The sequence below is a fragment of the Amycolatopsis sp. lyj-23 genome (assembly GCF_046549135.1).
Taxonomy (GTDB): domain Bacteria; phylum Actinomycetota; class Actinomycetes; order Mycobacteriales; family Pseudonocardiaceae; genus Amycolatopsis.
In genome coordinates this window covers 453,278-476,238 of the sequence record NZ_JAJPWN010000001.1, presented here as the reverse complement: position 1 = coordinate 476,238, position 22,961 = coordinate 453,278, and the positions used below count along the sequence as shown (strand labels likewise).

Annotated in this window: 1 protein-coding gene (cut by a window edge); it reads left to right on the top strand. The window is 73.0% G+C overall.

Annotated elements, in window-relative coordinates; genetic code table 11:
- Positions 1-22,961, top strand: partial view of a type I polyketide synthase gene (locus ACLJPY_RS02055; RefSeq protein ID WP_410586243.1) — the 3' portion only. It extends 4,093 nt beyond the left edge of the window; 22,961 of the gene's 27,054 nt are visible here — the last part of the coding sequence; its start codon lies beyond the left edge, outside the window; the stop codon is at positions 22,959-22,961.

Genomic DNA, 22,961 nt, shown 5'->3' with positions numbered 1-22,961 from the left:
GCGACGCCGACCGGGCCGAGCTGGGCCCGCGCGAGGTCCGGGTGGCGGTGCGCGCGGCCGGGCTGAACTTCCGGGACGTGCTGACCGTCCTGGGCATGTACCCGGGTGACGCCGGCCCGCTGGGCGCCGAGGCGATGGGGGTGGTCGCCGAGGCCGGTGCTGAGGTGACCGGCCTGACCGTGGGCGACCGCGTCATGGGTCGCTTCGCCGGCGGTGTCGGTCCGTTCGCCGTCGTGGACGAGCGCTACCTGGTCCCGGTGCCCGCCGTCTGGTTGGACGCCGAGGCCGCGGGCGCTCCGGTGGTCTACGTGACCGCGCTGTACGGCCTGATCGACGTGGCCGGCCTCCGTGCCGGCGAGCGTGTGCTGATCCACGCCGGTGCCGGTGGGGTGGGCATGGCGGCGATCCAGGTTGCGCAGTGGCTGGGGGCGGAGGTTTTCGCCACGGCCAGCGAAGCGAAGTGGCCGGTGCTGCGGGAGCTCGGAGTCGCCGATGACCACATCGCGTCGTCGCGGACCCTGGATTTCGAGGACAAGTTCCGGGCGGTCAGCGGCGGTCACGGCATGGACGTGGTGCTGAATTCGCTGGCCGGTGAGTTCACGGATGCTTCTCTGCGGTTGCTGGCCGAAGGTGGCCGGTTCGCCGAGATGGGCAAGACCGACATCCGCACGGGCGTGCCCGGTTACCGGGCCTTCGACATCGTTGAGGCCGGGCCGGACCGCACGCAGGAACTGCTGCGCCGGCTGCTGACCCTGGTGGAAGAAGGCGCCGCCACCGCGCTGCCGGTCCGCACGTTCGACGTGCGGCGGGCGCCGGAGGCGATGCGGTGGATGAGCCAGGCCAAGCACGTCGGCAAGCTGGTGCTGACCATCCCGCAGGCGTGGGAGCGCACCCGCCCGGTGCTGATCACCGGGGGGACCGGCGGGCTGGGCCGGTTGGTGGCTCGTCATCTGGTCGAGCGGGGTTTCGGGCATCTGGTGCTGACGAGTCGTCGCGGCCCGGCCGCCGAAGGCATCGGCGAGCTGGTGACGGACCTGGAGTCGGCCGGGGCGCGGGTCGAGGTCCGCGCGTGCGACCTCAGCGACGCCGCGGCGACGGCGGCCCTGGTCGAGGAGTTGGGGCCGCTCGCGGGTGTGGTGCACTCGGCCGGGGTGCTGGACGACGGCCTGGTGGAGTCGCTGACCCCGGAGCGGCTGGACCGGGTCCTGGCGGCCAAGGTCGACGCGGCCTTCCACCTGCACCGCGCGATCGGTGCCACGCCGCTGGTGGTTTTTTCCTCCATCGCCGGGGTGCTGGGGACGGCGGGCCAGGCGAACTACGCGGCCGGCAACGCCTTCCTGGACGCTTTGATGGAGCAGCGGCGGGCCGAAGGGCTGCCGGGGTTGTCGATTGCTTGGGGTGGCTGGGAGCCGACCGGGGGCATGACGGCGTCGCTGTCCGAACAGGACGTGGCCCGGATGCGGCGCACCGGCTTTCCGCCGCTGAGCCACGCCGACGGCCTGGTCCTGTTCGACAAGGCGCTGACCTCGGACCTGGCGGCCGTGGTCGCGACCGGGTTCGATGGTGCCGCGTTGCGGGCCCGGGCCGAGGTGCCGCCGATGTTGCGGGCGTTGGCGGGTCCGGCGCGGCCGGTCCGCCGTTCGGCGGCCACGGTGTCCGGTGCGGACAAGGGTGGTTTCGCGGCTGAGCTGGCGGGTCTGACGCCGGTGCAGCAGCGGGAGCGGGTGCTGGCGTTGATCGGTGCGCAGGCCGCTTTGGTGCTGGGCCACGGCGACGCGTCGGAGGTCGCCTCCGAACGGGAGTTCCGTGAGCTGGGCTTCGACTCCTTGACCGCGGTCGAGCTGCGCAACCGGCTCGGCCAGGCCACGGGTTTGCGGCTGTCTTCGACATTGGTGTTCGACCACCCGACTCCCGAGCAGCTCGCCGCGCACCTGCTGGACCAGCTCGATCCGCAGGCCGCCGAGACCCCGGTCGTCACCGGGACCGTGGCCGCGGACGACGACCCGATCGTCATCGTCGGCATGGCCTGCCGCTTCCCCGACGGCATCACCACCCCCGAACAGCTTTGGGACGTCGTCGCCGAGGGCCGCGAGACCACCACACCCTTCCCCGGCGACCGCGGCTGGGATCTGGAAACACTGCTCGGCGGCGGCACCGGCAGCAGTGCCACCGGGTCCGGCGGCTTCCTCCGTGACGTGGCCGGGTTCGACGCCGAGTTCTTCGGCATCGCCCCGCGCGAGGCGCTGGCCATGGACCCGCAGCAGCGGCACCTGCTGGAGACGACCTGGGAGGCGCTCGAGCGGTCCGGGATCGACCCGGCCGCGTTGCGCGGTACCCCCGCCGGGGTGTTCATCGGCTCCTCGGCCAGCGGCTATTCCGCGTTGTCGGCCGGTTCGGCGGAGGCCGAGGGGCTGACGCTGACCGGCAACACGCCGAGCGTGATGTCCGGCCGCCTGGCTTACACGCTGGGCCTGGAGGGGCCGGCGGTCACGGTGGACACGGCTTGTTCGTCGTCCCTGGTCGCGCTGCACCTGGCCGCGCAATCGCTGCGGCAGGGCGAATGCTCGCTGGCCGTGGTCGGCGGCGCCACCATCCTTTCCGGACCGTCGCTGTTCGTGGAGTTTTCGAGGCAGGGCGGCCTGGCCGTCGACGGGCGGTGCAAGGCCTACGCCGACGGGGCCGACGGCACCGGCTGGGCCGAGGGCGTCGGTGTCCTCGTGGCCGAGCGGCTGTCCGACGCCCGTCGTCACGGCCACCAGGTGCTCGCGGCCGTCCGCGGCAGCGCCGTCAACCAGGATGGCGCGTCGAATGGTTTGACGGCTCCAAATGGTCCTTCGCAGCAGCGGGTGATCCGGCAGGCGCTGGCGTCGGCCGGTTTGTCCGCATCGGACATTGACGTGGTGGAAGGCCACGGCACCGGCACGAAGCTGGGCGACCCCATCGAGGCCCAGGCGCTGCTGGCGACCTACGGCCAGGGCCGGGAGACGCCGTTGTGGCTGGGTTCGGTGAAGTCGAACATCGGCCACACCCAGGCGGCGGCTGGTGTTGCCGGGATCATCAAGATGGTCATGGCCATGCGGCACGGTGTGCTGCCGCGGACGTTGCACGTGGACGAACCGTCGTCGCATGTGGACTGGGAGTCGGGTGCGGTCAGCCTGCTCACCGAGCCGCGGGACTGGCCGGAGCAGAACCGTCCGCGTCGCGCGGCGATTTCGTCGTTCGGGATCAGCGGCACCAACGCCCACACCATCCTCGAGAGCGTGCCCGCCGAGACACCGGCCGAGCCCAAACGGGAGACCGCTCTCGTGCCCTGGCTGCTGTCAGCCAAGTCGCCGGACGCGCTGCAGGCCCAGGCCGCGGCCTTGCTCGAGCGAGCCGGCGGCCGGGACAGCGTGGACGTCGGCTGGTCGCTGGCCGCCACCCGGACGGCCTTCGAACACCGTGCGGTGGTCCTGGCCCCCGACACGGAAACCGCGCTGTCGTCGTTGCGGGACGGGGACGTGCTGTCCGGCACGCGCGGTCGCGGCAAGCTGGCCGTCCTGTTCTCCGGCCAAGGCGCCCAGCGCGCGGGGATGGGCCGTGAGCTGTACGCGCGCCACCCGGTGTTCGCGGCGGCCTTGGACGAGGTCCTGGGTGAGCTGGGCATCGAGAACCTGCGCGAGGTCATGTGGTCCGGCGACGGCCTGGACCGCACCGAGTACACCCAGCCGGCGCTGTTCGCCGTCGAGGTGGCGTTGTTCCGGCTGATGGAGTCCTGGGGTGTCAAGCCGGACTTCGTTGCGGGACACAGCATCGGGGAAATCACGGCGGCCCACGTGGCGGGCGTGTTCTCGCTGGCGGACGCCTGCTCGCTGGTGGCCGCGCGCGGCCGGTTGATGCAGGCGCTGCCGGACGGCGGGGCGATGCTGGCGGTCCCGGCCACCGAGGCCGAGGCCCTCGCGTGGATCGACGGCACGGACCTGGCCATCGCGGCGGTCAACGGCCCCGAGGCCGTGGTGCTGGCCGGGCCGGCGGAGTCGATCGACGCCCTCGAAGTCGAGCGCGCGAAGCGGCTCCCGGTGTCGCACGCGTTCCACTCCGGCCTGATGGAGCCGATGCTGGCGGAGTTCGCCCGAGCGTTGGACGGGATCACGTTCCACGAGCCCACGATCCCGGTGGTGTCCAATGTGACCGGTGGGTTCGGCGACCAGGGGAGCATCGAGTACTGGGTCCGGCACGTCCGCGACACGGTCCGCTTCGCCGACGGCCTCACCACGCTGCACGGCGAGGGAGTCCGGACGTTCCTGGAACTCGGCCCGGACAGCACCTTGACCACCCACACCGCCACTCTGGAGAGTGCCACCGGGATTCCGGCGCTGCGCAGGGACAAGCCCGAGGACGAGTCCCTGCTCCGGGCGTTGTCGCGGCTGCACATCGAGGGTGCCGCCGTCGATTGGGACGCCTTCTTCGCGCCCCTCAAGCCACGGCGGATCGACCTGCCCACGTACCCCTTCCAGCACCGGACGTTCTGGCCGACGCCGCGACTGGCCCGCGCGGACGCGGCCGGCCTGGGCCTGACGGCCACCCACCACCCGCTGCTGGCCGCCGCCGCGGTGCGTCCCGACGGAGCCGGCCTCGACGCGGTGCTGACCGGCAGCCTGGCGTTGCGCACCCACCCGTGGCTGGCCGAGCACGTCGTCAACGGGCAGGTGCTGTTCCCGGGCACCGGTTTCGTGGAGCTGGCCATCCGCGCCGGCGACGAGGTCGGCTGCGGCGTCGTGGACGAGCTCACCCTGCTCGCCCCCCTTGCCATCCCCGAGCGCGCCGCCGTGCAGCTGCAGGTCTGGGTGACCGAGCCCGACGCCCAGGGGCGGCGCACCCTCACGGTGCATTCCCGCACCGAGCAGACCGGCTGGACCCAGCACGCCACCGGCATCCTGAGCGCCACCCCGGCCGAGCCGGACCGCACCGGGTTGGAGACGTGGCCGCCGTCGGGGACGCCGGTCGACATCGCTGACTGCTACACCGAGCTGGCCGAGCTCGGCCTGACCTACGGGCCGTTGTTCCGGGGCCTCGAAGCCGTCTGGCGGGGCGGCCCGGGCGAGTGGTTCGCCGAGGTCGCGCTGGACGCTGGCACCGAGAAGTTCGGGCTGCACCCGGCGCTGTTGGACGCGACCTTGCACAGCCTCCGGTACGGAGGCGACGGCGGTGGCGCCCGGGTGCCGTTCGCTTGGCGTGACGTGACCCTGCACGCCGAGGGCGCCACCCGGCTGCGGGTCCGCTTGACGCGTCAGGGCGAGGACACGGTGGCTCTCGCGGCGGTCGACCAGGATGGTGCGCCGGTGCTGACGGTGGGTGCGCTTTCGTTGCGCGCCATCGGCACCGGGCCGCAGGCGGTTCGCGGTGGAGCGGAACTGCTCCGCCTCGAGTGGGCGCCGGTCTCGGCCACCAGCCGCACGGGCCTGGCTCGGGCGGCGGTGCTGGGCGCGGATCCGCTCGGTCTGGCCGAGCTGCTTCGCGGCGCGGGTGTGGAGGTGAGGACGGCTGCCGAGCCGGGTGATCTGGCTCTAGGTGCCGCCGCCGAGCTGGGTGCTTCGGTCCGCGGTAGTGGTGTGGAGGCTGGAAACGGCGCCGAGCTGGCCGATCTGGCCCGGGGTGCCGCCGCCGAGCCGGGCGAGCCGGGTGATCCGACTCGCAGAAGTGGTGTGGAAGCCGAGACCGCCGCCGAGCCGCGTGATCTGGTCCGCGGGGGCGGTGTGGAGGCCGGGACCGCTGCTGAGCCGGCCGAGCCGGCCCGCGGTGCCGCCGCCGAGCTGGCAGAGCCGAGTGATCTGGTGCGCGGTGGTGGTGTGGAGGCCGGGACCGCCGCTGAGCTGGCCGTGCCGCGGGTGGTGCTGGTCACCGTCCCGCCCACCGATCCCGATGACCCGGCCGCCGCCGCTCGGCGGGCCGCGGCCGACGTGCTTGCGCTCGTGCAGGCGTGGCTCGCCGAGGACGCTTGCGCGGGCTCGCGGCTGGTCCTCATAACCCGGGACAACGGGCCGGCTACTGCCGCGGTTAAGGGGCTGGTCCGCAGCGCCCGCACCGAAAACCCGGACCGGTTCGCCCTGCTGGACCTGGCCGGTGAACCGGATGCCCCGTCGCTGCTCGAGGCGCTCACCTGCGGCGAGGCGGAGACCCGGCTGACAGCCGGAACCGTCGAATCACCGCGGCTGCGCCGAACCGCCGACGAACGCCCGTGGACCGCCACGGGAACCGTGCTGATCACCGGCGGCACCGGCGGCGTGGGCCGGGTGCTGACCAAGCACCTCCTGGAGCTGGGCGCCGAGCGCGTCGTGCTGGCCAGCCGCCGGGGCGCCGCGGACTGGCTGTCCGAGCTGGACGATCGGGTCGAGGCGCGGGCGTGCGACGTCAGCGACGCCGGTTCGGTGTCGGCGCTGGTCGACGCCGTGGCCGCGGAACATGGCCTCGACCTGGTGATCCACGCGGCCGGGGTGCTGGCCGACGGTGTGGTGGGCTCCCTGACCCCGGACTCGTTCGATGCCGTGTTCGCCCCGAAGGTCGACGCCGCTTGGCACCTGCACCGCGCGCTCGAGCGGCACCCGGACACCCGGTTGGTGCTGTTTTCCTCGGTGGCCGGCGTGCTGGGTGCGGCGGGGCAGGGCAACTACGCTGCGGCGAACGCGTTCCTGGATGCGCTGGCCGAAGCTCGGACGGCCGAGGGCCATCCGACGTTGTCGGTGGCGTGGGGTCCGTGGGCGTTGGCCGATGGTCTGGTGGGTGAGCTGTCGGAGGCCGATCGGGAGCGGATGGCCCGCGCCGGTGTGCCGCCGCTGACCGAAATCCAAGGCCTGAGCCTGTTCGACACGGTCATGGGCGCGACCGGCCAGGTCATCGCCACCGGACTCGACCTGCCCGCGCTGCGCGAACGGCCGTCCGTTCCCGGTGTGCTGCGCGACCTGGCCGGCGGCCCGCGCCGCCGGGTTTCCGCCCGCGGCCCGGTCTCGGGTTCCGGTGCGCTGGCGTCCCGGCTCGCCGGACGCCCACCCGCCGAGCAGGCCGGCCTGGTCGCCGAGGTCGTCCGGGGCCGGGTGGCCGCGGTGCTCGGGCACGCGACCGGCACGGTGTTCGACGCGGAAAAGACGTTCCAGGAGCTGGGTTTCGACTCCCTGACGGCGGTGGAGCTGCGCAACGGTCTGGACGCGGCCACGGACTTGCGGCTACCGACGACGTTGGTCTTCGACTACCCGACGATCGGCGCGTTGACCGAGTACCTGCTCGAACGGCTGGGCGGCGGCGCCGGTCAGCCGGCGCAGGTCGCCGAAGTCGTCCGGCCGGTGAGTGACGATCCGGTCGTCATCGTCGGCATGGGGTGCCGTTATCCCGGCGGTGTGAGTTCGCCGGAAGACCTGTGGCGGCTGGTGGCCGACGGCGTGGACGCGATCACCGAGTTCCCCACCGGTCGTGGCTGGGACCTGGATTCGATCTACGACCCCGATCCCGAGCGCGCCGGTACCTCGTACACCAAGCGCGGTGGTTTCCTGCACGAGGCCGGTGAGTTCGACGCCGAGTTCTTCGGGATGTCTCCCCGCGAGGCGATGGCGACGGACTCGCAGCAGCGTCAGTTGCTGGAAACGTCGTGGGAGGCGTTGGAGCGGGCCGGGATCGACCCGGTGTCGCTGCGGGGCAGTGACACGGGTGTGTTCGCCGGGGTGATGTACAGCGACTACGGCAAGTTGTTGCAGGGCAGCGAGTTCGAGGCGTACCAGGGAATGGGCAGCGCGCCGAGCGTCCTGTCCGGCCGGGTGTCCTACACGCTGGGACTGGAAGGTCCGGCGGTGAGTGTCGACACGGCGTGTTCGTCGTCGCTGGTGGCGTTGCACTGGGCGGTGCAGGCGCTGCGGGCGGGGGAGTGCTCGCTGGCTTTGGCCGGTGGGGTGACGGTGATGGCGACGCCGAACACGTTCATCCAGTTCTCCCGGCAACGAGGGTTGTCCGAGGACGGCCGGTGCAAGTCCTATGGTGACGGCGCTGATGGGGTCGGCTGGTCCGAGGGCGCCGGAATGCTGGTGCTGGAACGCCTGTCCGACGCGCGCCGCAACGGTCACGAAGTCTTGGCGATCATCCGCGGTTCCGCGGTGAACCAGGATGGCGCATCGAACGGCCTGACGGCGCCGAACGGCCCGTCGCAGCAGCGGGTGATCCGGCAGGCGCTGGCGTCGGCCGGTCTGTCCACATCGGACGTCGACGTGGTGGAAGGCCATGGCACCGGCACCAGGTTGGGTGACCCGATCGAGGCGCAGGCGCTGCTGGCCACCTACGGCCAGGGCCAGGACCGCGAAGCCCCGCTGTGGCTGGGTTCGTTGAAGTCGAACATCGGGCACACCCAGGCCGCGGCCGGGGTCGCCGGGATCATCAAGATGGTCATGGCCATGCGCCACGGCCTGCTCCCGCGGTCTCTCCACGCGGACCTGCCGTCCTCGCACGTGGACTGGGAAGCCGGTGCGGTCAGCCTCCTGACCGAGGCGCGCGACTGGCCCGAGGCCGGGCGTCCGCGCCGGGCCGGGATCTCGTCGTTCGGGATCAGCGGGACGAACGCGCACACGATCATCGAGGCCCCCGAGCCCACTCCGGACACGCCGGTGGTGGTCCGGGACGACGTGCTGGTGCCGTGGGTGCTGTCCGGCCGCACGCCGGAAGCCCTGGACGCCCAGGCCCGGACCCTGGCCGAGGTGCTCGGCGACCAGGACACCGTGGACGTCGGCTGGTCGCTGGCGACCTCGCGGACGGCCTTCGAGCACCGTGCGGTGGTCTTGGCACCGGATACCGAGACGGCGTTGAGCTCTCTGCGGAACGGGGATGTCCTGTCCGGTACCCGGGTGCGGGGCAAGCTGGCGATCTTGTTCTCGGGGCAGGGCGCGCAGCGGGTGGGAATGGGCCGGGAGCTATATGCCCGGTATCCGGTGTTCGCCCACGCCTTGGACGAAGTGCTGGCCGAGCTGGAGATCGAGAACCTGCGTGAAGTGATGTGGTCCGGCGACGGCCTGGACGAGACCCGGTACACGCAGCCTGCGTTGTTCGCGGTGGAAACCGCGTTGTACCGGCTGGTGGAGTCCTGGGGTGTCAAGCCGGACTTCGTGGCCGGGCACAGCATCGGCGAAATCACCGCAGCGCACGTTGCGGGTGTGCTGTCGCTGGCGGACGCGTGTGCGCTGGTGGCTGCCCGCGGCCGGTTGATGCAGGCCCTGCCCCCGGGTGGAGCGATGCTCGCGGTCCGGGCCACCGAGGAAGAAGCACGGCAGTGGCCTGACGTGTCCATCGCGGCGGTCAACGGCCCGAACGCGGTGGTGCTGTCCGGCACAGAAGAGGCGATCAGCCGAATCGAGGCGGACCGAGCCAAGCGGTTGCCGGTCAGCCACGCGTTCCACTCCAGTTTGATGGAACCGATGCTGGCCGAGTTCGCCAGGGCCCTGGACGGGATCACGTTCCACGAGCCCGCCATCCCGGTGGTCTCGAATGTCACCGGCGAGATCAGCGAACAGGGCAGCATCGACTACTGGGTCCGGCACGTCCGCGACACCGTGCGGTTCGCCGATGGCCTGAACACCCTCCACGGCGAAGGCGTCCGCACCTTCTTGGAGCTGGGGCCGGACGCCACCCTGACCACACACACGGCAAGCCTGGACGGCGTCACCGGGATTCCGGCGCTGCGCAAGGACAAGCCCGAACCCGAAACCCTGCTCCGCGCCCTGGGCGCCCTCCACGTGCAGGGCATCGACGTCGACTGGGACGCCTTCTTCGCGCCGCTCGAGCCGCGCCGGGCCACCCTGCCGACCTACGCCTTCCAGCACCGCACGTACTGGCCCGTCACCCGGGCGGTCGCCGGGGACGCGTCCGGCCTCGGTCAGGAAGTCACCGGGCACCCGCTGCTCGGCGCGATCCTCACGGTGGCCGGCTCCGAAGACGTGCTCCTCACCGGACGTCTGTCATTGCACTCCCACCCGTGGCTGTCCGACCACGTCGTCGGCGACCGGATCCTGTTCCCGGGTACCGGGTTCGTGGAGCTGGCGGTGCGGGCCGGCGACGAGGTGGGCTGCGGCCGGGTCGACGAGCTGACCCTGCTGGCCCCGCTGGTCCTGCCCGCTCAGGGTGCGGTGCAGGTGCAGGTCCGCGTCGGCGAGCCGGACGCCCAGGGCCGCCGCGCGCTCGGCGTGCACTCCCGCGCCGAAGGCGGCGACTGGACCCAGCACGCCACCGGCCTGGTCAGCGGCGACGCGGCCGAGCCGGACCCCACCGGTCTGACCACCTGGCCGCCGCCGGGCGCGCAGCCCGCCGGTACCGAGGACTTCTACGCCGGGCTGGCCCGGCTCGGCCTGCACTACGGCCCGCGGTTCCAGGGCCTCACCGGTGTCTGGCAGGGCGGCGACGACGAGTGGTTCGCCGAAGTCGCCCTGGACGACGCGGCCACCGGGTTCGGTCTGCACCCGGCGTTGCTGGACTCGGCGTTGCACGCCATCGGGTTCACCGGCGTCGGGGGCGCCGGTGCGGGTCCGGTGCTGCCGTTCGCCTGGCAGGACGTCACTCTGCACGCCACGGGCGCCACCGCGCTGCGGGTGCGGCTGCTGCGCACGGGCGACGACACGGTGACGTTGTCGGCGGTGGACCCGGCGGGCACGCCGGTGCTCAGCGTCGGCGGGTTGACACTGCGGGCCGCCGAGCCTCCGGCGGCCTCGGTGGACGGCCTCTTCGAACTGCGGTGGCGCCCGTCGACCGGGACCGCGCGAACCGGGCTGTCCCGGGTCGCCGTGCTCGGTGCCGAGGACGTCGCCGCGGCTCTGCGGCACGCCGGACTGGACGTCGTCACGGTGGACGACCTGGCTTCGCTGGCGGACCAGGAGGTGCCGCGGATCGTCCTGGCCCGGGCGCCGGAGGACGCGGACGTGGTGGCCGGGGCGCACGCGGCGAGCCGCGCGGTGCTGGCCTTGGTCCAGCAGTGGCTGGCTGAAGCGGCGTTCGCCGGTTCGCGGCTGGTCGTGCTGACCCGCGGTGCCGAGGTGGTGACCGCGCCGGTGCTCGGCCTGATCCGCAGCGCGCGTTCGGAGCACCCGGACCGGTTCGGGCTGCTGGACCTCGACCCGGCGGGCGAGCTGGACGGTGCGTTGCTCGTCGCCGCGCTGGCCGGCGGCGAGCGCGAGGTGCGGCTGCGTGACGGCGCCGTGCTGACCGGCGCCCTGACCGCCGTGCGGCCGGCCCTGGCGGTGCCGGCGGACAGCGCGGGCTGGCGGCTCGGCATGGTCGCGCAGGGCAGCCTCGACGGCCTCGCGCTGGAACCCTGCGACGCGGCCGAAGCCGAGCTGACCGGCCGTCAGGTCCGGGTCGCGGTGCGCGCGGCCGGGCTCAACTTCCGGGACGTGCTCAACGCACTGGGCATGTACCCGGGCGACGCCGGGCTGCTCGGCGCCGAAGCGGTGGGCGTGGTCACCGAGCTCGGGCCCGAGGCGGCCGGCCTGCGGGTCGGCGACCGCGTGCTCGGTCGCATCGGCGGCGGCTTCGGCCCGTTCGCCGTCGTCGACGAGCGGTTCCTCGCCCCGGTGCCGTCCTGCTGGTCCGATGTGGACGCGGCCGGCGCGCCGGTGGCCTACCTGACCGCGCTGTACGGTCTCCAGGACATCGCCGGCCTCCGCGCCGGCGAGCGCGTGCTGATCCACGCCGGTGCCGGTGGGGTCGGGATGGCGGCGATCCAGGTGGCCCGCTGGCTGGGCGCGGAAGTCTTCGCTACCGCCAGCGAGCCGAAGTGGCCGGTGCTGCGGGAACTCGGGATCGCCGACGACCACATCGCGTCGTCGCGGACCCTGGATTTCGAGGAGCAGTTCCGCGCGGTCAGCGGCGGTCACGGCATGGACGTGGTGCTGAATTCGCTGGCCGGTGAGTTCACCGACGCGTCTCTGCGGTTGCTGGCCGAGGGTGGCCGGTTCGCGGAGATGGGCAAGACCGACATCCGCACGGACATGCCCGGTTACCGGGCCTTCGACATCATCGACGCCGGGCCGGACCGCACGCAGGAACTGCTGCGCCAGCTCCTGGCCCTGGTCGACGACGGGATCGTGCAGGCCCTGCCCGCTCGCACCTTCGACGTCCGGCGGGCACCGGAAGCGATGCGGTGGATGAGTCAGGCCAAGCACGTCGGCAAGATCGTCTTCACCATCCCGCGGGCGTGGGACCCCGCCCGCCCGGTGCTGATCACCGGCGGAACGGGGGGCCTGGGCCAGTTGGTGGCCCGGCACCTGGTCGAGCGGGGTTTCGGGCATCTGGTGCTGACGAGTCGTCGCGGCCCGGCCGCCGACGGCATCGGCGAGCTGGTGACCGAACTCGAGTCGGCCGGCGCTCGGGTCGAGGTCCGCGCCTGCGACCTCACCGACGCCGTGGCGACGGCAGCGCTGGTCGACGACCTGGCTCCGCTGTCCGCGGTCGTCCACTCGGCCGGGGTGCTGGACGACGGCCTGGTGGAGTCGATGACCCCCGAGCGGCTGGACCGGGTCCTGGCGGCCAAGGTCGACGCCGCCTGGAACCTGCACCAGGCCGTGCCGGACGCCCCGCTGGTGGTGTTCTCCTCGATCGCCGGGGTCCTGGGCACAGCAGGCCAGGCCAACTACGCGGCCGGCAACACCTTCCTGGACGCGCTGATGGAGCAGCGCCGGGCCGAAGGCCGGCCCGGGCTGTCGATCGCCTGGGGTGGCTGGGAGCCGACCGGCGGCATGACGGCGTCACTGTCCGAACAGGACGTCGCCCGGATGCGGCGTACCGGGTTCCCGCCGTTGAGCCACGCCGACGGCCTGGCCCTGTTCGACGCCGCCACCGCCACCGACGCCGCGCACGTCGTGGCCACCGGCTTCGACGCCGCCGCGTTGCGGGCCCGGGCCGAGGTGCCGCCGATGCTGCGGGCGTTGGCGGGGCCGGTGCGGCCGGTCCGTCGTTCGGCGGCCAGTGCGTCGGCTGGGGGCGATGGCGGCTTTGCTGGGGAGTTGGCGGGTCTGACGCCGGTGCAGCAGCGGGAGCGGGTGCTCGCGTTGGTCGGTGCGCAGGCGGCGTTGGTGCTGGGTCACGCCGACGCGTCGGACGTCGCCTTCGAACGGGAGTTCCGCGAACTCGGCTTCGACTCCTTGACCGCGGTCGAGCTGCGCAACCGGCTCGGCCAGGCCACCGGCCTGCGGCTGTCCTCGACGCTGGTGTTCGACCACCCGACTCCCGAGCAGCTCGCCGCGCACCTGCTGGACCAGCTCGATCCGCAGGCCGAGACCACGGTGGCGGTGCCGGGCACGCTCGTGCACGACGACGACCCGATCGTCATCGTCGGCATGGCCTGCCGCTTCCCCCACGGCGTCCGCTCGCCCGAAGACCTCTGGCAGCTGGTCGCGTCCGGTGGGGACGCCATCGCCGAGTTCCCCGAAGACCGCGGCTGGGACCTGGCCGCGCTGACCGGCGACGGCCCGGGCCACAGCGACACCCACCGCGGCGGCTTCCTGACCGACGTGGCCGGGTTCGACGCCGAGTTCTTCGGCATCGCCCCGCGCGAGGCGCTGGCCATGGACCCGCAGCAGCGGCAGTTGCTGGAGACCGCGTGGGAGGCGCTGGAACGGTCCGGGATCGACCCGGCGACCCTGCGCGGAACCCCGGCCGGTGTCTTCATCGGCGCGTCTTCCAGCGGGTATTCCGCGTTGTCGGCCGGCTCGGCCGAGGCTGAGGGGCTGACGCTGACCGGCAACACGCCGAGCGTGATGTCCGGCCGCTTGGCCTACACGCTGGGCCTGGAAGGCCCGGCGGTCACGGTCGACACCGCGTGTTCGTCGTCGCTGGTCGCGCTGCACTGGGCGGTCCAGGCCATGCGTAGCGGCGAGTGCTCGCTCGCGCTCACCGGCGGGGCCACCATCCTGTCCAGCCCCTCGCTGTTCGTGGAGTTCTCGCGGCAGGGCGGTCTGGCCGTCGACGGCCGGTGCAAGGCCTACGCCGACGGGGCCGACGGCACCGGCTGGGCCGAGGGCGTCGGCATGCTGGTCGTGGAACGACTGTCGGACGCGCGCCGCAACGGCCACGACGTGCTGGCCGTCGTCCGGGGTTCGGCGGTCAACCAGGATGGCGCCTCGAACGGGTTGACGGCGCCGAACGGGCCGTCGCAGCAGCGGGTGATCCGGCAGGCGCTGGCGTCGACCGGACTGTCCACATCGGACATCGATGTGGTGGAAGGCCACGGCACCGGCACGAAGCTGGGCGACCCCATCGAGGCCCAGGCGCTGCTGGCGACCTACGGTCAGGAGCGGGAGACGCCGCTGTGGCTGGGTTCGGTGAAGTCGAACATCGGCCACACGCAAGCGGCGGCTGGTGTTGCCGGGATCATCAAAATGGTCATGGCCATGCGGCACGGTGTGCTGCCGCAGACGTTGCACGTCGACGAGCCGTCGTCGCATGTGGACTGGGAGTCCGGCGCGGTCAGCCTGCTCACCGAGCCGCGGAACTGGCCGGAGGTGCAGCGTCCGCGTCGCGCGGCTGTGTCGTCGTTCGGGATCAGCGGCACGAACGCCCACACCATCCTCGAACAGCCGGACGAGCCGGCTCCGGTCGTCGAGGCCAGGCCGGAAGCCGTGCTGGTGCCGTGGGTGCTGTCGGCCAAGTCCCCGGATGCGCTGACGGCTCAGGCCGCTGCCCTGCCGGACCGGGTCGCCGGTGAAGCGGCGGTGGACGTGGCCTGGTCGCTGGCCCGGACGCGCTCCGGCTTCGACCACCGCGCGGTGGTGCTGGCTTCCGACACCGAAACGGCGTTGACCTCCCTGCGGAACGGGGATGTCCTCTCCGGTGCGCGGGTGCGGGGCAAGCTGGCGATCGTGTTCTCCGGCCAAGGCGCGCAGCGTGCCGGGATGGGCCGTGAGCTTTATGCCCGGTATCCGGTGTTCGCGCAGGCGCTGGACGAGGTGCTGGCCGAGCTGGAGATCGAGAACCTCCGTGAGGTGATGTGGTCCGGGGAGGGGTTGGACCGGACCGAGTACACCCAGCCTGCGTTGTTCGCGGTGGAGACCGCGTTGTTCCGGCTGGTGGAGTCCTGGGGTGTCCAGCCGGACTTCGTGGCCGGGCACAGCATCGGGGAGATCACCGCGGCGCACGTTGCGGGTGTGCTTTCGCTGGCGGATGCGTGTGCGCTAGTGGCGGCTCGAGGCCGGTTGATGCAGGCGCTGCCCTCGGGTGGAGCGATGCTCGCGGTGCGAGCCACTGAGGAAGAAGCACGGCGCTGGACCGACGTCTCCATCGCCGCAGTCAACGGACCGAACGCGGTGGTGCTGTCGGGCACGGAAGAGGCGATCGAGCGGATCGAGGCGGACCGGGCCAAGCGGTTGCCGGTGTCCCACGCGTTCCACTCCAGCCTGATGGAACCGATGCTGGCGGAATTCGCTCGCGCGCTGGATGGGATCACATTCGAGGAGCCCACGATTCCGGTGGTCTCGAACGTCACCGGTGAAATCAGCGATCAGGGCAGCATCGAGTACTGGGTCCGGCACGTCCGCGACACCGTCCGGTTCGCCGACGGCCTGGACACCCTCCACGGCGAAGGCGTCCGCACGTTCCTGGAACTCGGCCCCGATGCCGCCTTGACCACCCACGTGGCCGAGCTGGCCGGCGTCACCGGGATTCCGGCCCTGCGCAAGGACAAACCCGAACCCGAATCGCTCGTCCGGGCGCTGTCGCTGCTGTACATCCAGGGCATCGCCATCGACTGGGACGCCTTCTTCGCGCCGCTCGAACCACGGCGGGTCGACCTGCCCACCTACCCCTTCCAGCACCGGGCGTTCTGGCCGAAGGCGCGGGCCCACGCCGGTGACGCGACCGGGTTCGGCCTGGCCGCGACCGGGCACCCGCTGCTGGGCGCCGCGGTCGCCATGGCCGACGCCTCCGGGGTGGTGCTCACCGGTTCCCTGTCCGTGCGCACCCAGCCGTGGCTGGCCGAGCACGTCGTCAACGGGCAGGTGCTGTTCCCGGGCACCGGGTTCGTGGAGCTGGCCATCCGGGCCGGCGACGAGGCCGGCTGCGGCCGGCTGGACGAGCTGACCCTGCTCGCGCCGCTGGTCCTGCCGGCCCGCGAGCCGGTCCAGGTGCAGGTGCGGGTGACGGCCGAACAGGCCGACGGCACCCGCGGTCTCGCCGTCCACTCCCGGTCCGGCTCCGGCCACGACTGGATCCAGCACGCCACCGGCACCCTCCGGCCCGGCGTCGCCGCGACCGGGGCCACCGGCCTGGAAACCTGGCCCCCGGCCGCGACCCCGGTCGACATCGACACCTTCTACGCCGAACTTGAAGCGCTGGGCCTGGCCTACGGGCCCCGGTTCCGCGGCGTCGAGTCGGTCTGGAAGGGCACCGGGAACGAGTGGTTCGCCGAGGTGGCGCTGGACGCGGAGGCCGACGGCTTCGGCGTGCACCCGGCCCTGCTGGACGCCGCCTTGCACGGCATCCGCTACCTGCGTTCCGGAGAGCCCGGCGGGGCGGTCGTGCCGTTCGCCTGGCACGACGTCGAGCTGCACGCCACCGGCGCCACCCGGCTGCGGGTCCGGCTGACCCGCTCGGGCGAGGACACCATCGCCCTCGCCGCCACCGACCACGACGGCGTGCCGGTGGTGACCGTGGGCTCGCTGACCCTCCGCTCGGCCGGGTCCGCACCGGTCGCCGTGCGCCGGGAGGGCCTGTTCGACGTCGGCTGGGCCCCGGTCACCGGCACCTCCCGGACCGGCCTGTCCCGCGTTGCCGTCGTCGGCGCCGAGGACGTCGCCGACCTCCTGCTCGGCGCGGGGCTGCCCGTGCAGACGGCTCCCGACCTGGCCGCGCTGGCCGGCGCGGACGTACCGCGGGTCGTGTTGGCCGAGGTCGCGCCGCCGTCGGGTGACGTGCCCGCCGGCGTGCACAGCCTGACCGCCGAGGTGCTGGACCTGGTCCAGCGCTGGCTGGCCGAGGCGGCCTTCGCCGGTTCGCGGCTCGTGCTGCTGACCCGGCAAGCCGGCGTGCGGACCGCCGCCGCCTGGGGCCTGGTCCGCAGCGCGCTCGCCGAGAACCCCGGCCGCTTCGCCCTGCTGGACCTGGCGGACAAACCGGACGCGGGGCTCCTCATCGAAGCCCTGACCTGCGACGAGCCCGAGCTTCGCTTGACCGGCGACGCCGTGTTCGCTCCCCGGCTGCGCCGGGCCACCGCGGCCGAATCCTGGACGTGTTCCGGGACCGTGCTGATCACCGGCGGTACGGGCGGCGTGGGCCGGGTGCTGACCAAGCACCTCCTGGAGCTGGGCGCCGAGCGGGTGGTGCTGGCCAGCCGCCGGGGCGCCGCGGACTGGCTGTCCGAACTGGACGGTCCGGTCGAGGTGCGCACCTGCGACGTCAGCGACGCCGGATCGGTGTCGGCGCTGGTCGACGCCGTGGCCGTGGAACACGGTCTCGACCTGGTGATCCACGCGGCCGGGGTGCTGGCCGACGGGGTGGTCGGATCACTGACCCCGGACTCGCTCGACGCCGTCCTCGCCCCCAAGGTGGACGCCGCCTGGCACCTGCACCGGGCCTTGGAACGGCACCCGGACACGCGGTTGGTGCTGTTCTCTTCGGTGGCCGGCGTGCTCGGCACCGCCGGTCAGGCCAACTACGCTGCGGCGAACTCGTTCCTCGATGCGCTGGCCGAGGTGCGCACGGCTGAAGGCCGTCCGACGTTGTCGGTGGCGTGGGGGCCGTGGGCGTTGGCCGACGGTCTGGTGGGCGAGCTGTCGGAGGCCGATCGGGAGCGGATGGCCCGCGCCGGGGTGCCGCCGCTGCCCGCCGACCGGGCGCTGGCCCTGCTGGACGCCGCCCTGACCGTCGACGGCCGGATCGTGGCGACCGGACTGGACGTGGCCGCGCTGCGCGAGCGGGCGGTGCTGCCCGGCGCCCTGCGGGACATCGCCGGCGGCGTCCGTCGCCGGGTCTCCCGGGCCGACGCGCCCGCTGCGGCCGACCTGACCCGGCGCCTGGCCGCGCTGAGCCCGGCCGAGCAGGCCGAAGCCGTGGCCGAGGTGATCGGCGGCCGGGTCGCGGCCGTCCTCGGGCACGCGACCGGCACGGTGTTCGACGCGGAGAAGACGTTCCAGGAGCTGGGTTTCGACTCGTTGACGGCGGTCGAACTGCGCAACGGCCTCGACGCGGCCACGGACCTGCGGCTGCCGACGACCCTGGTCTTCGACTACCCGACGATCGGCGCGTTGACCGGCTACCTGCTCGAACGGCTGGGCGGCGAGGCCGGTCGGCCCGTGCCGGTCACCGCCGTGACGCGGCCGGTGGGTGACGACCCGATCGTCATCGTCGGCATGGGGTGCCGCTATCCCGGCGGCGTGAGTTCGCCGGAAGACCTGTGGCGGCTGGTGGCCGACGGGGTCGACGCGATCACCGAGTTCCCCACCGGTCGCGGCTGGGACCTGGACTCCCTGTACCACCCGGACCCGGAGCACACCGGGACCTCCTACACCAAGCGCGGTGGCTTCCTGCACGAGGCCGGTGAGTTCGACGCTGAATTCTTCGGGATGTCCCCGCGTGAAGCCATGGCGACGGACTCCCAGCAGCGTCAGCTCCTGGAAACGTCGTGGGAAGCGCTCGAGCGCGCTGGCATCGACCCGGTCTCCCTGCGGGGCAGCGACACCGGCGTGTTCGCCGGGGTGATGTACAGCGACTACGCCAAACTGCTGCAGGGCAGCGAATTCGAGGCATATCAGGGGATGGGCAGCGCGCCGAGCGTCCTGTCCGGCCGCGTGTCCTACACCCTGGGCCTGGAAGGTCCGGCCGTCAGCGTCGACACCGCCTGCTCGTCGTCCCTGGTCGCCCTGCACTGGGCCGTCCAGGCGCTGCGCGCCGGGGAGTGCTCGCTGGCGCTGGCCGGCGGGGTCACCGTGATGGCGACGCCGAACACGTTCATCCAGTTCTCCCGGCAGCGAGGGTTGTCGGAGGACGGCCGGTGCAAGTCCTACGGTGACGGCGCCGATGGCGTGGGCTGGTCCGAAGGCGCCGGAATGCTGGTCTTGGAACGCCTGTCCGACGCCCGCCGCAACGGCCACGAAGTCCTGGCCGTCGTGCGCGGCAGCGCCATCAACCAGGACGGCGCATCGAACGGCCTGACCGCGCCGAACGGCCCGTCGCAGCAGCGGGTGATCCGCCAGGCGCTGGCGTCGGCCGGTCTGTCCACATCGGACGTCGACGTGGTCGAGGGCCACGGCACCGGCACCAGGTTGGGTGACCCGATCGAGGCGCAGGCGCTGCTGGCCACCTACGGCCAGGACCGGGAAACGCCGCTGTGGCTCGGTTCCGTGAAGTCGAACATCGGCCACACCCAGGCCGCGGCCGGGGTCGCGAGCATCATCAAGATGGTCATGGCCATGCGCCACGGCGTGCTGCCGCGATCCCTGCACTCGAACGACCCGTCCTCGCACGTCGACTGGGCGTCCGGCGCGGTCTCGCTCCTCAGCGAAAGCCGGGATTGGCCCGAGGTGGACCGCCCTCGCCGGGCTGCCGTTTCGTCGTTCGGCATCAGCGGAACCAACGCACACACCATCATCGAAGCGCCCGAGCCCGTTCCGGCCGCACCGGAGGTGGTCCGGGACGACGTGCCGGTGCCTTGGGTGCTCTCCGGCCGCACGCCGGAAGCCCTGCGCGATCAGGCCCGGACCCTGGCCGAGGGGATCGGCGACCAGGACACCGTGGACGTCGGCTGGGCCCTGGCCACCACCCGGGCCACCTTCGACCACCGGGCCGTGGTGCTGGCCGACGCCAACGCCGTGGCGAGCCTGCGGTCCTGGGCCGCCGACGGCGTCCACGCGAACATGCTCAGCGGCGAGCGGGTCCGGGGCAAGCTGGCCGTCCTCTTCTCCGGTCAAGGCGCCCAGCGCGCGGGCATGGGCCGTGAGCTCCACGCCCGGTATCCGGTGTTCGCCGAGGCACTCGACGAGGTACTGGCCGAGCTGGGTATCGAGAACCTCCGTGAGGTGATGTGGTCCGGCGAGGGGCTGGACCGGACCGAACACACCCAACCGGCGTTGTTCGCGGTCGAGGTGGCGTTGTTCCGGCTGGTGGAGTCCTGGGGTGTCAAGCCCGACTACGTGGCCGGTCACTCCATCGGCGAGATCACGGCGGCCTACGTGGCCGGCGTGTTCTCCCTGGCGGACGCATGTGCGTTGGTGGCCGCTCGCGGCCGGTTGATGCAGGCCCTGCCCCCGGGTGGGGCGATGCTGGCTGTGCGGGCCACCGAGGAAGAAGCATCGCGGTGGACCGAGGTGTCGATCGCGGCGGTCAACGGACCGAACGCGGTCGTGCTGTCGGGCACCGAGGAGGCGATCAGCGGGATCAGGGCGGACCGGGCGAAACGCTTGCCGGTGTCGCACGCGTTCCACTCCAGCCTGATGGAACCCGTGCTGGCCGAGTTCGCCCGCGCCCTGGACGGCATGACGTTCCACGCGCCCACGATTCCGGTGGTGTCCAATGTGACCGGTGGGCTCAGTGACCAGGGGAGCATCGACTACTGGGTCCGGCACGTCCGCGACACCGTCCGGTTCGCCGACGGCCTGACCACGCTCCACGGCGAAGGCGTCCGCACGTTCCTGGAACTCGGCCCCGACAGCACCCTGACCACGCACACCGCCGACCTGGCCGAGGCCACCGGAATCCCGGCGCTGCGCAAGGACAAACCCGAACCCGAGACCTTGCTCCGCGCCCTGGCCGGGCTCCACGTCCAAGGCGTCGACGTCGACTGGGACGCCTACTTCGCGCCACTCGAGCCCCGCCGGGCGACGCTGCCCACCTACGCCTTCCAGCACCGGACCTATTGGCCGATCCCGAAGGTGGCCGCCCAGGCCGACCCGGTGGACGACGAGTTCTGGGCCGCGGTCGAACGCGAGGACAGCCGGACCCTGGCCGGCGAGCTGGGCCTCGACGACGCCTCGCTGGACACCGTCCTGCCCGCTCTCGCGTCGTGGCGGACCCGCTCGCGCGAGCAGAGCGTGGTCGACCCGTGGCGCTACCGGACCACCTGGACCCCGCTGCCCGAACCGGAGGAGGTGCGACCGGGTACCTGGCTGCTCGTCGAGCCCGGCGACCGAGCGCACCACGAATGGGTCGACAGCGTCGAAACCGCCCTGACCGGCCAGGGCCTGACCGTTTTGAGGTCCACAGTGGACCAGCTGCCGGTGGACGAACCGATCGCCGGGGTGCTGTCGCTGCTCGGCGTCGCCGAACAGGCGTGCGCCGGATTCGGCTCGGTGCCCGCCGGGCTGGCCGGCACGGCCGAGCTGCTCAAGGCGCTGGCCGACGGCGGAATCACCGCTCCGGTGTGGTGCGCCACCTCCGGCGCGGTCGGTGTCGAGGACGGCGAGCCGGTGCCCCACCCGCTCCAGGCGACGATCTGGGGCCTCGGGCGCGCCGCCGCGCTGGAGTACCCGCGGCAGTGGGGCGGTCTCGTCGACCTGCCGGCCGAACTGGCCGAGAGGACCGCCCGCCGGCTGGCCGCGACCCTGTCCGGGGCCGGCGGCGAAGACCAGGTCGCCATCCGCGAGTCCGGCAGCTACGCCCGCCGGGTGGTCCGCGCCCGCCGTGTCCAGGGCAGTGCCCGCCGCCAGTGGCGGCCGCGCGGCACGGTGCTGATCACCGGCGGCACCGGCGGCCTCGGGGCGGCCATCGCCCGCTGGGCCGCGAAGAACGGCGCCGAACACCTCGTCCTGGCCAGCCGCCGGGGCCCGGACGCGCCGGGCGCGGCCGAGCTGCGGGAGGAACTGGCCGCGCACGGCGCCCGGGTCACCGTGGCCGCCTGCGACGTCGCCGAGAAGGAGCAGCTGGCCGCGCTGCTCGCGGAAATCGGCGCACAGCACCCGCTGCGGGCGGTGTTCCACGCCACCGGCGTGGCGGACCACCAGCCGATCGCCGAACTCGGGCCGGACAGCCTCGACACCACGCTGCGGGCCAAGGTCACCTCGGCCCGGTACCTGGCCGAACTGACCCGCGACGCCGAACTGGACGCCTTCGTGCTGTTCTCCTCGATCGCGGCGGTCTGGGGCAGCCACAGCCAGCCCGGCTACTGCGCCGCCAACACCTACCTGGACGCGCTGGCCCAGTCCCGCCGCGCCGACGGCCTCCCGGCCACGTCGGTGGCCTGGGGCGCCTGGGCCGAGGCGGGGATGCTGGCCGGCTCGGCCGACCTCGACGTCCTCCGGAGCATGGGGATCACCCCGATGCGTCCCGCGTACGCCGTGGCCGCGCTGCAGCAGGCCCTCGACGACGACGAGACCCTGCTGACCGTGGCCGACGTGGACTGGGCCACCTTCGCGCCCCGGTTCACCGTGCAGCGGCCCAGCCCGCTGCTGGGCGACCTGCCCGAGGTGCGGGCCGCGCTGACCACCGCGGCCGCGGCCGAACCGGCCGCGGACCGGGTGGCCGAACTGCGCGGACGCCTGGCCGGTGCGCCCGCCGCCGAGCGTGAGCGCGAGCTGGTCAAGCTGGTCCGCGCCGCGGCGGCCCGCGTCCTCGGCCACACCGGACCGGCGGCCATCCCGTCCGACCGGCCGTTCGCCGAACTGGGCGTCGACTCGCTCACCGCGGTCGAGCTGCGCAAAGCCCTGGTCGGCGCGACCGGTCTGGCCCTGCCGGCCTCCCTGGTCTTCGACCAGCCCAGCCCGGCGGTGCTGGCCCGGTACCTGCTGGCCGAGCTGCTTCCCGCGGGCGGTCCGGCCGGGGACGGCGGCGCCGAGGCGGCGCGGTACCAGGAGCTGCTGGCGGCGATCCCGCCGGCCCGGCTCCGCCGGAGCGGCCTGCTGGACATGCTGACCCGGCTGGCCGAGGACGGCGAGGGGAGCGGCGAAGACGGCGACGCCCGCCCGGACGGCGGCAGCTCGCTGGACGAGATGGACGGCGAAGACCTGCTGCGGATGGTGCGCGAAAGCGCCCAGATCAACTGA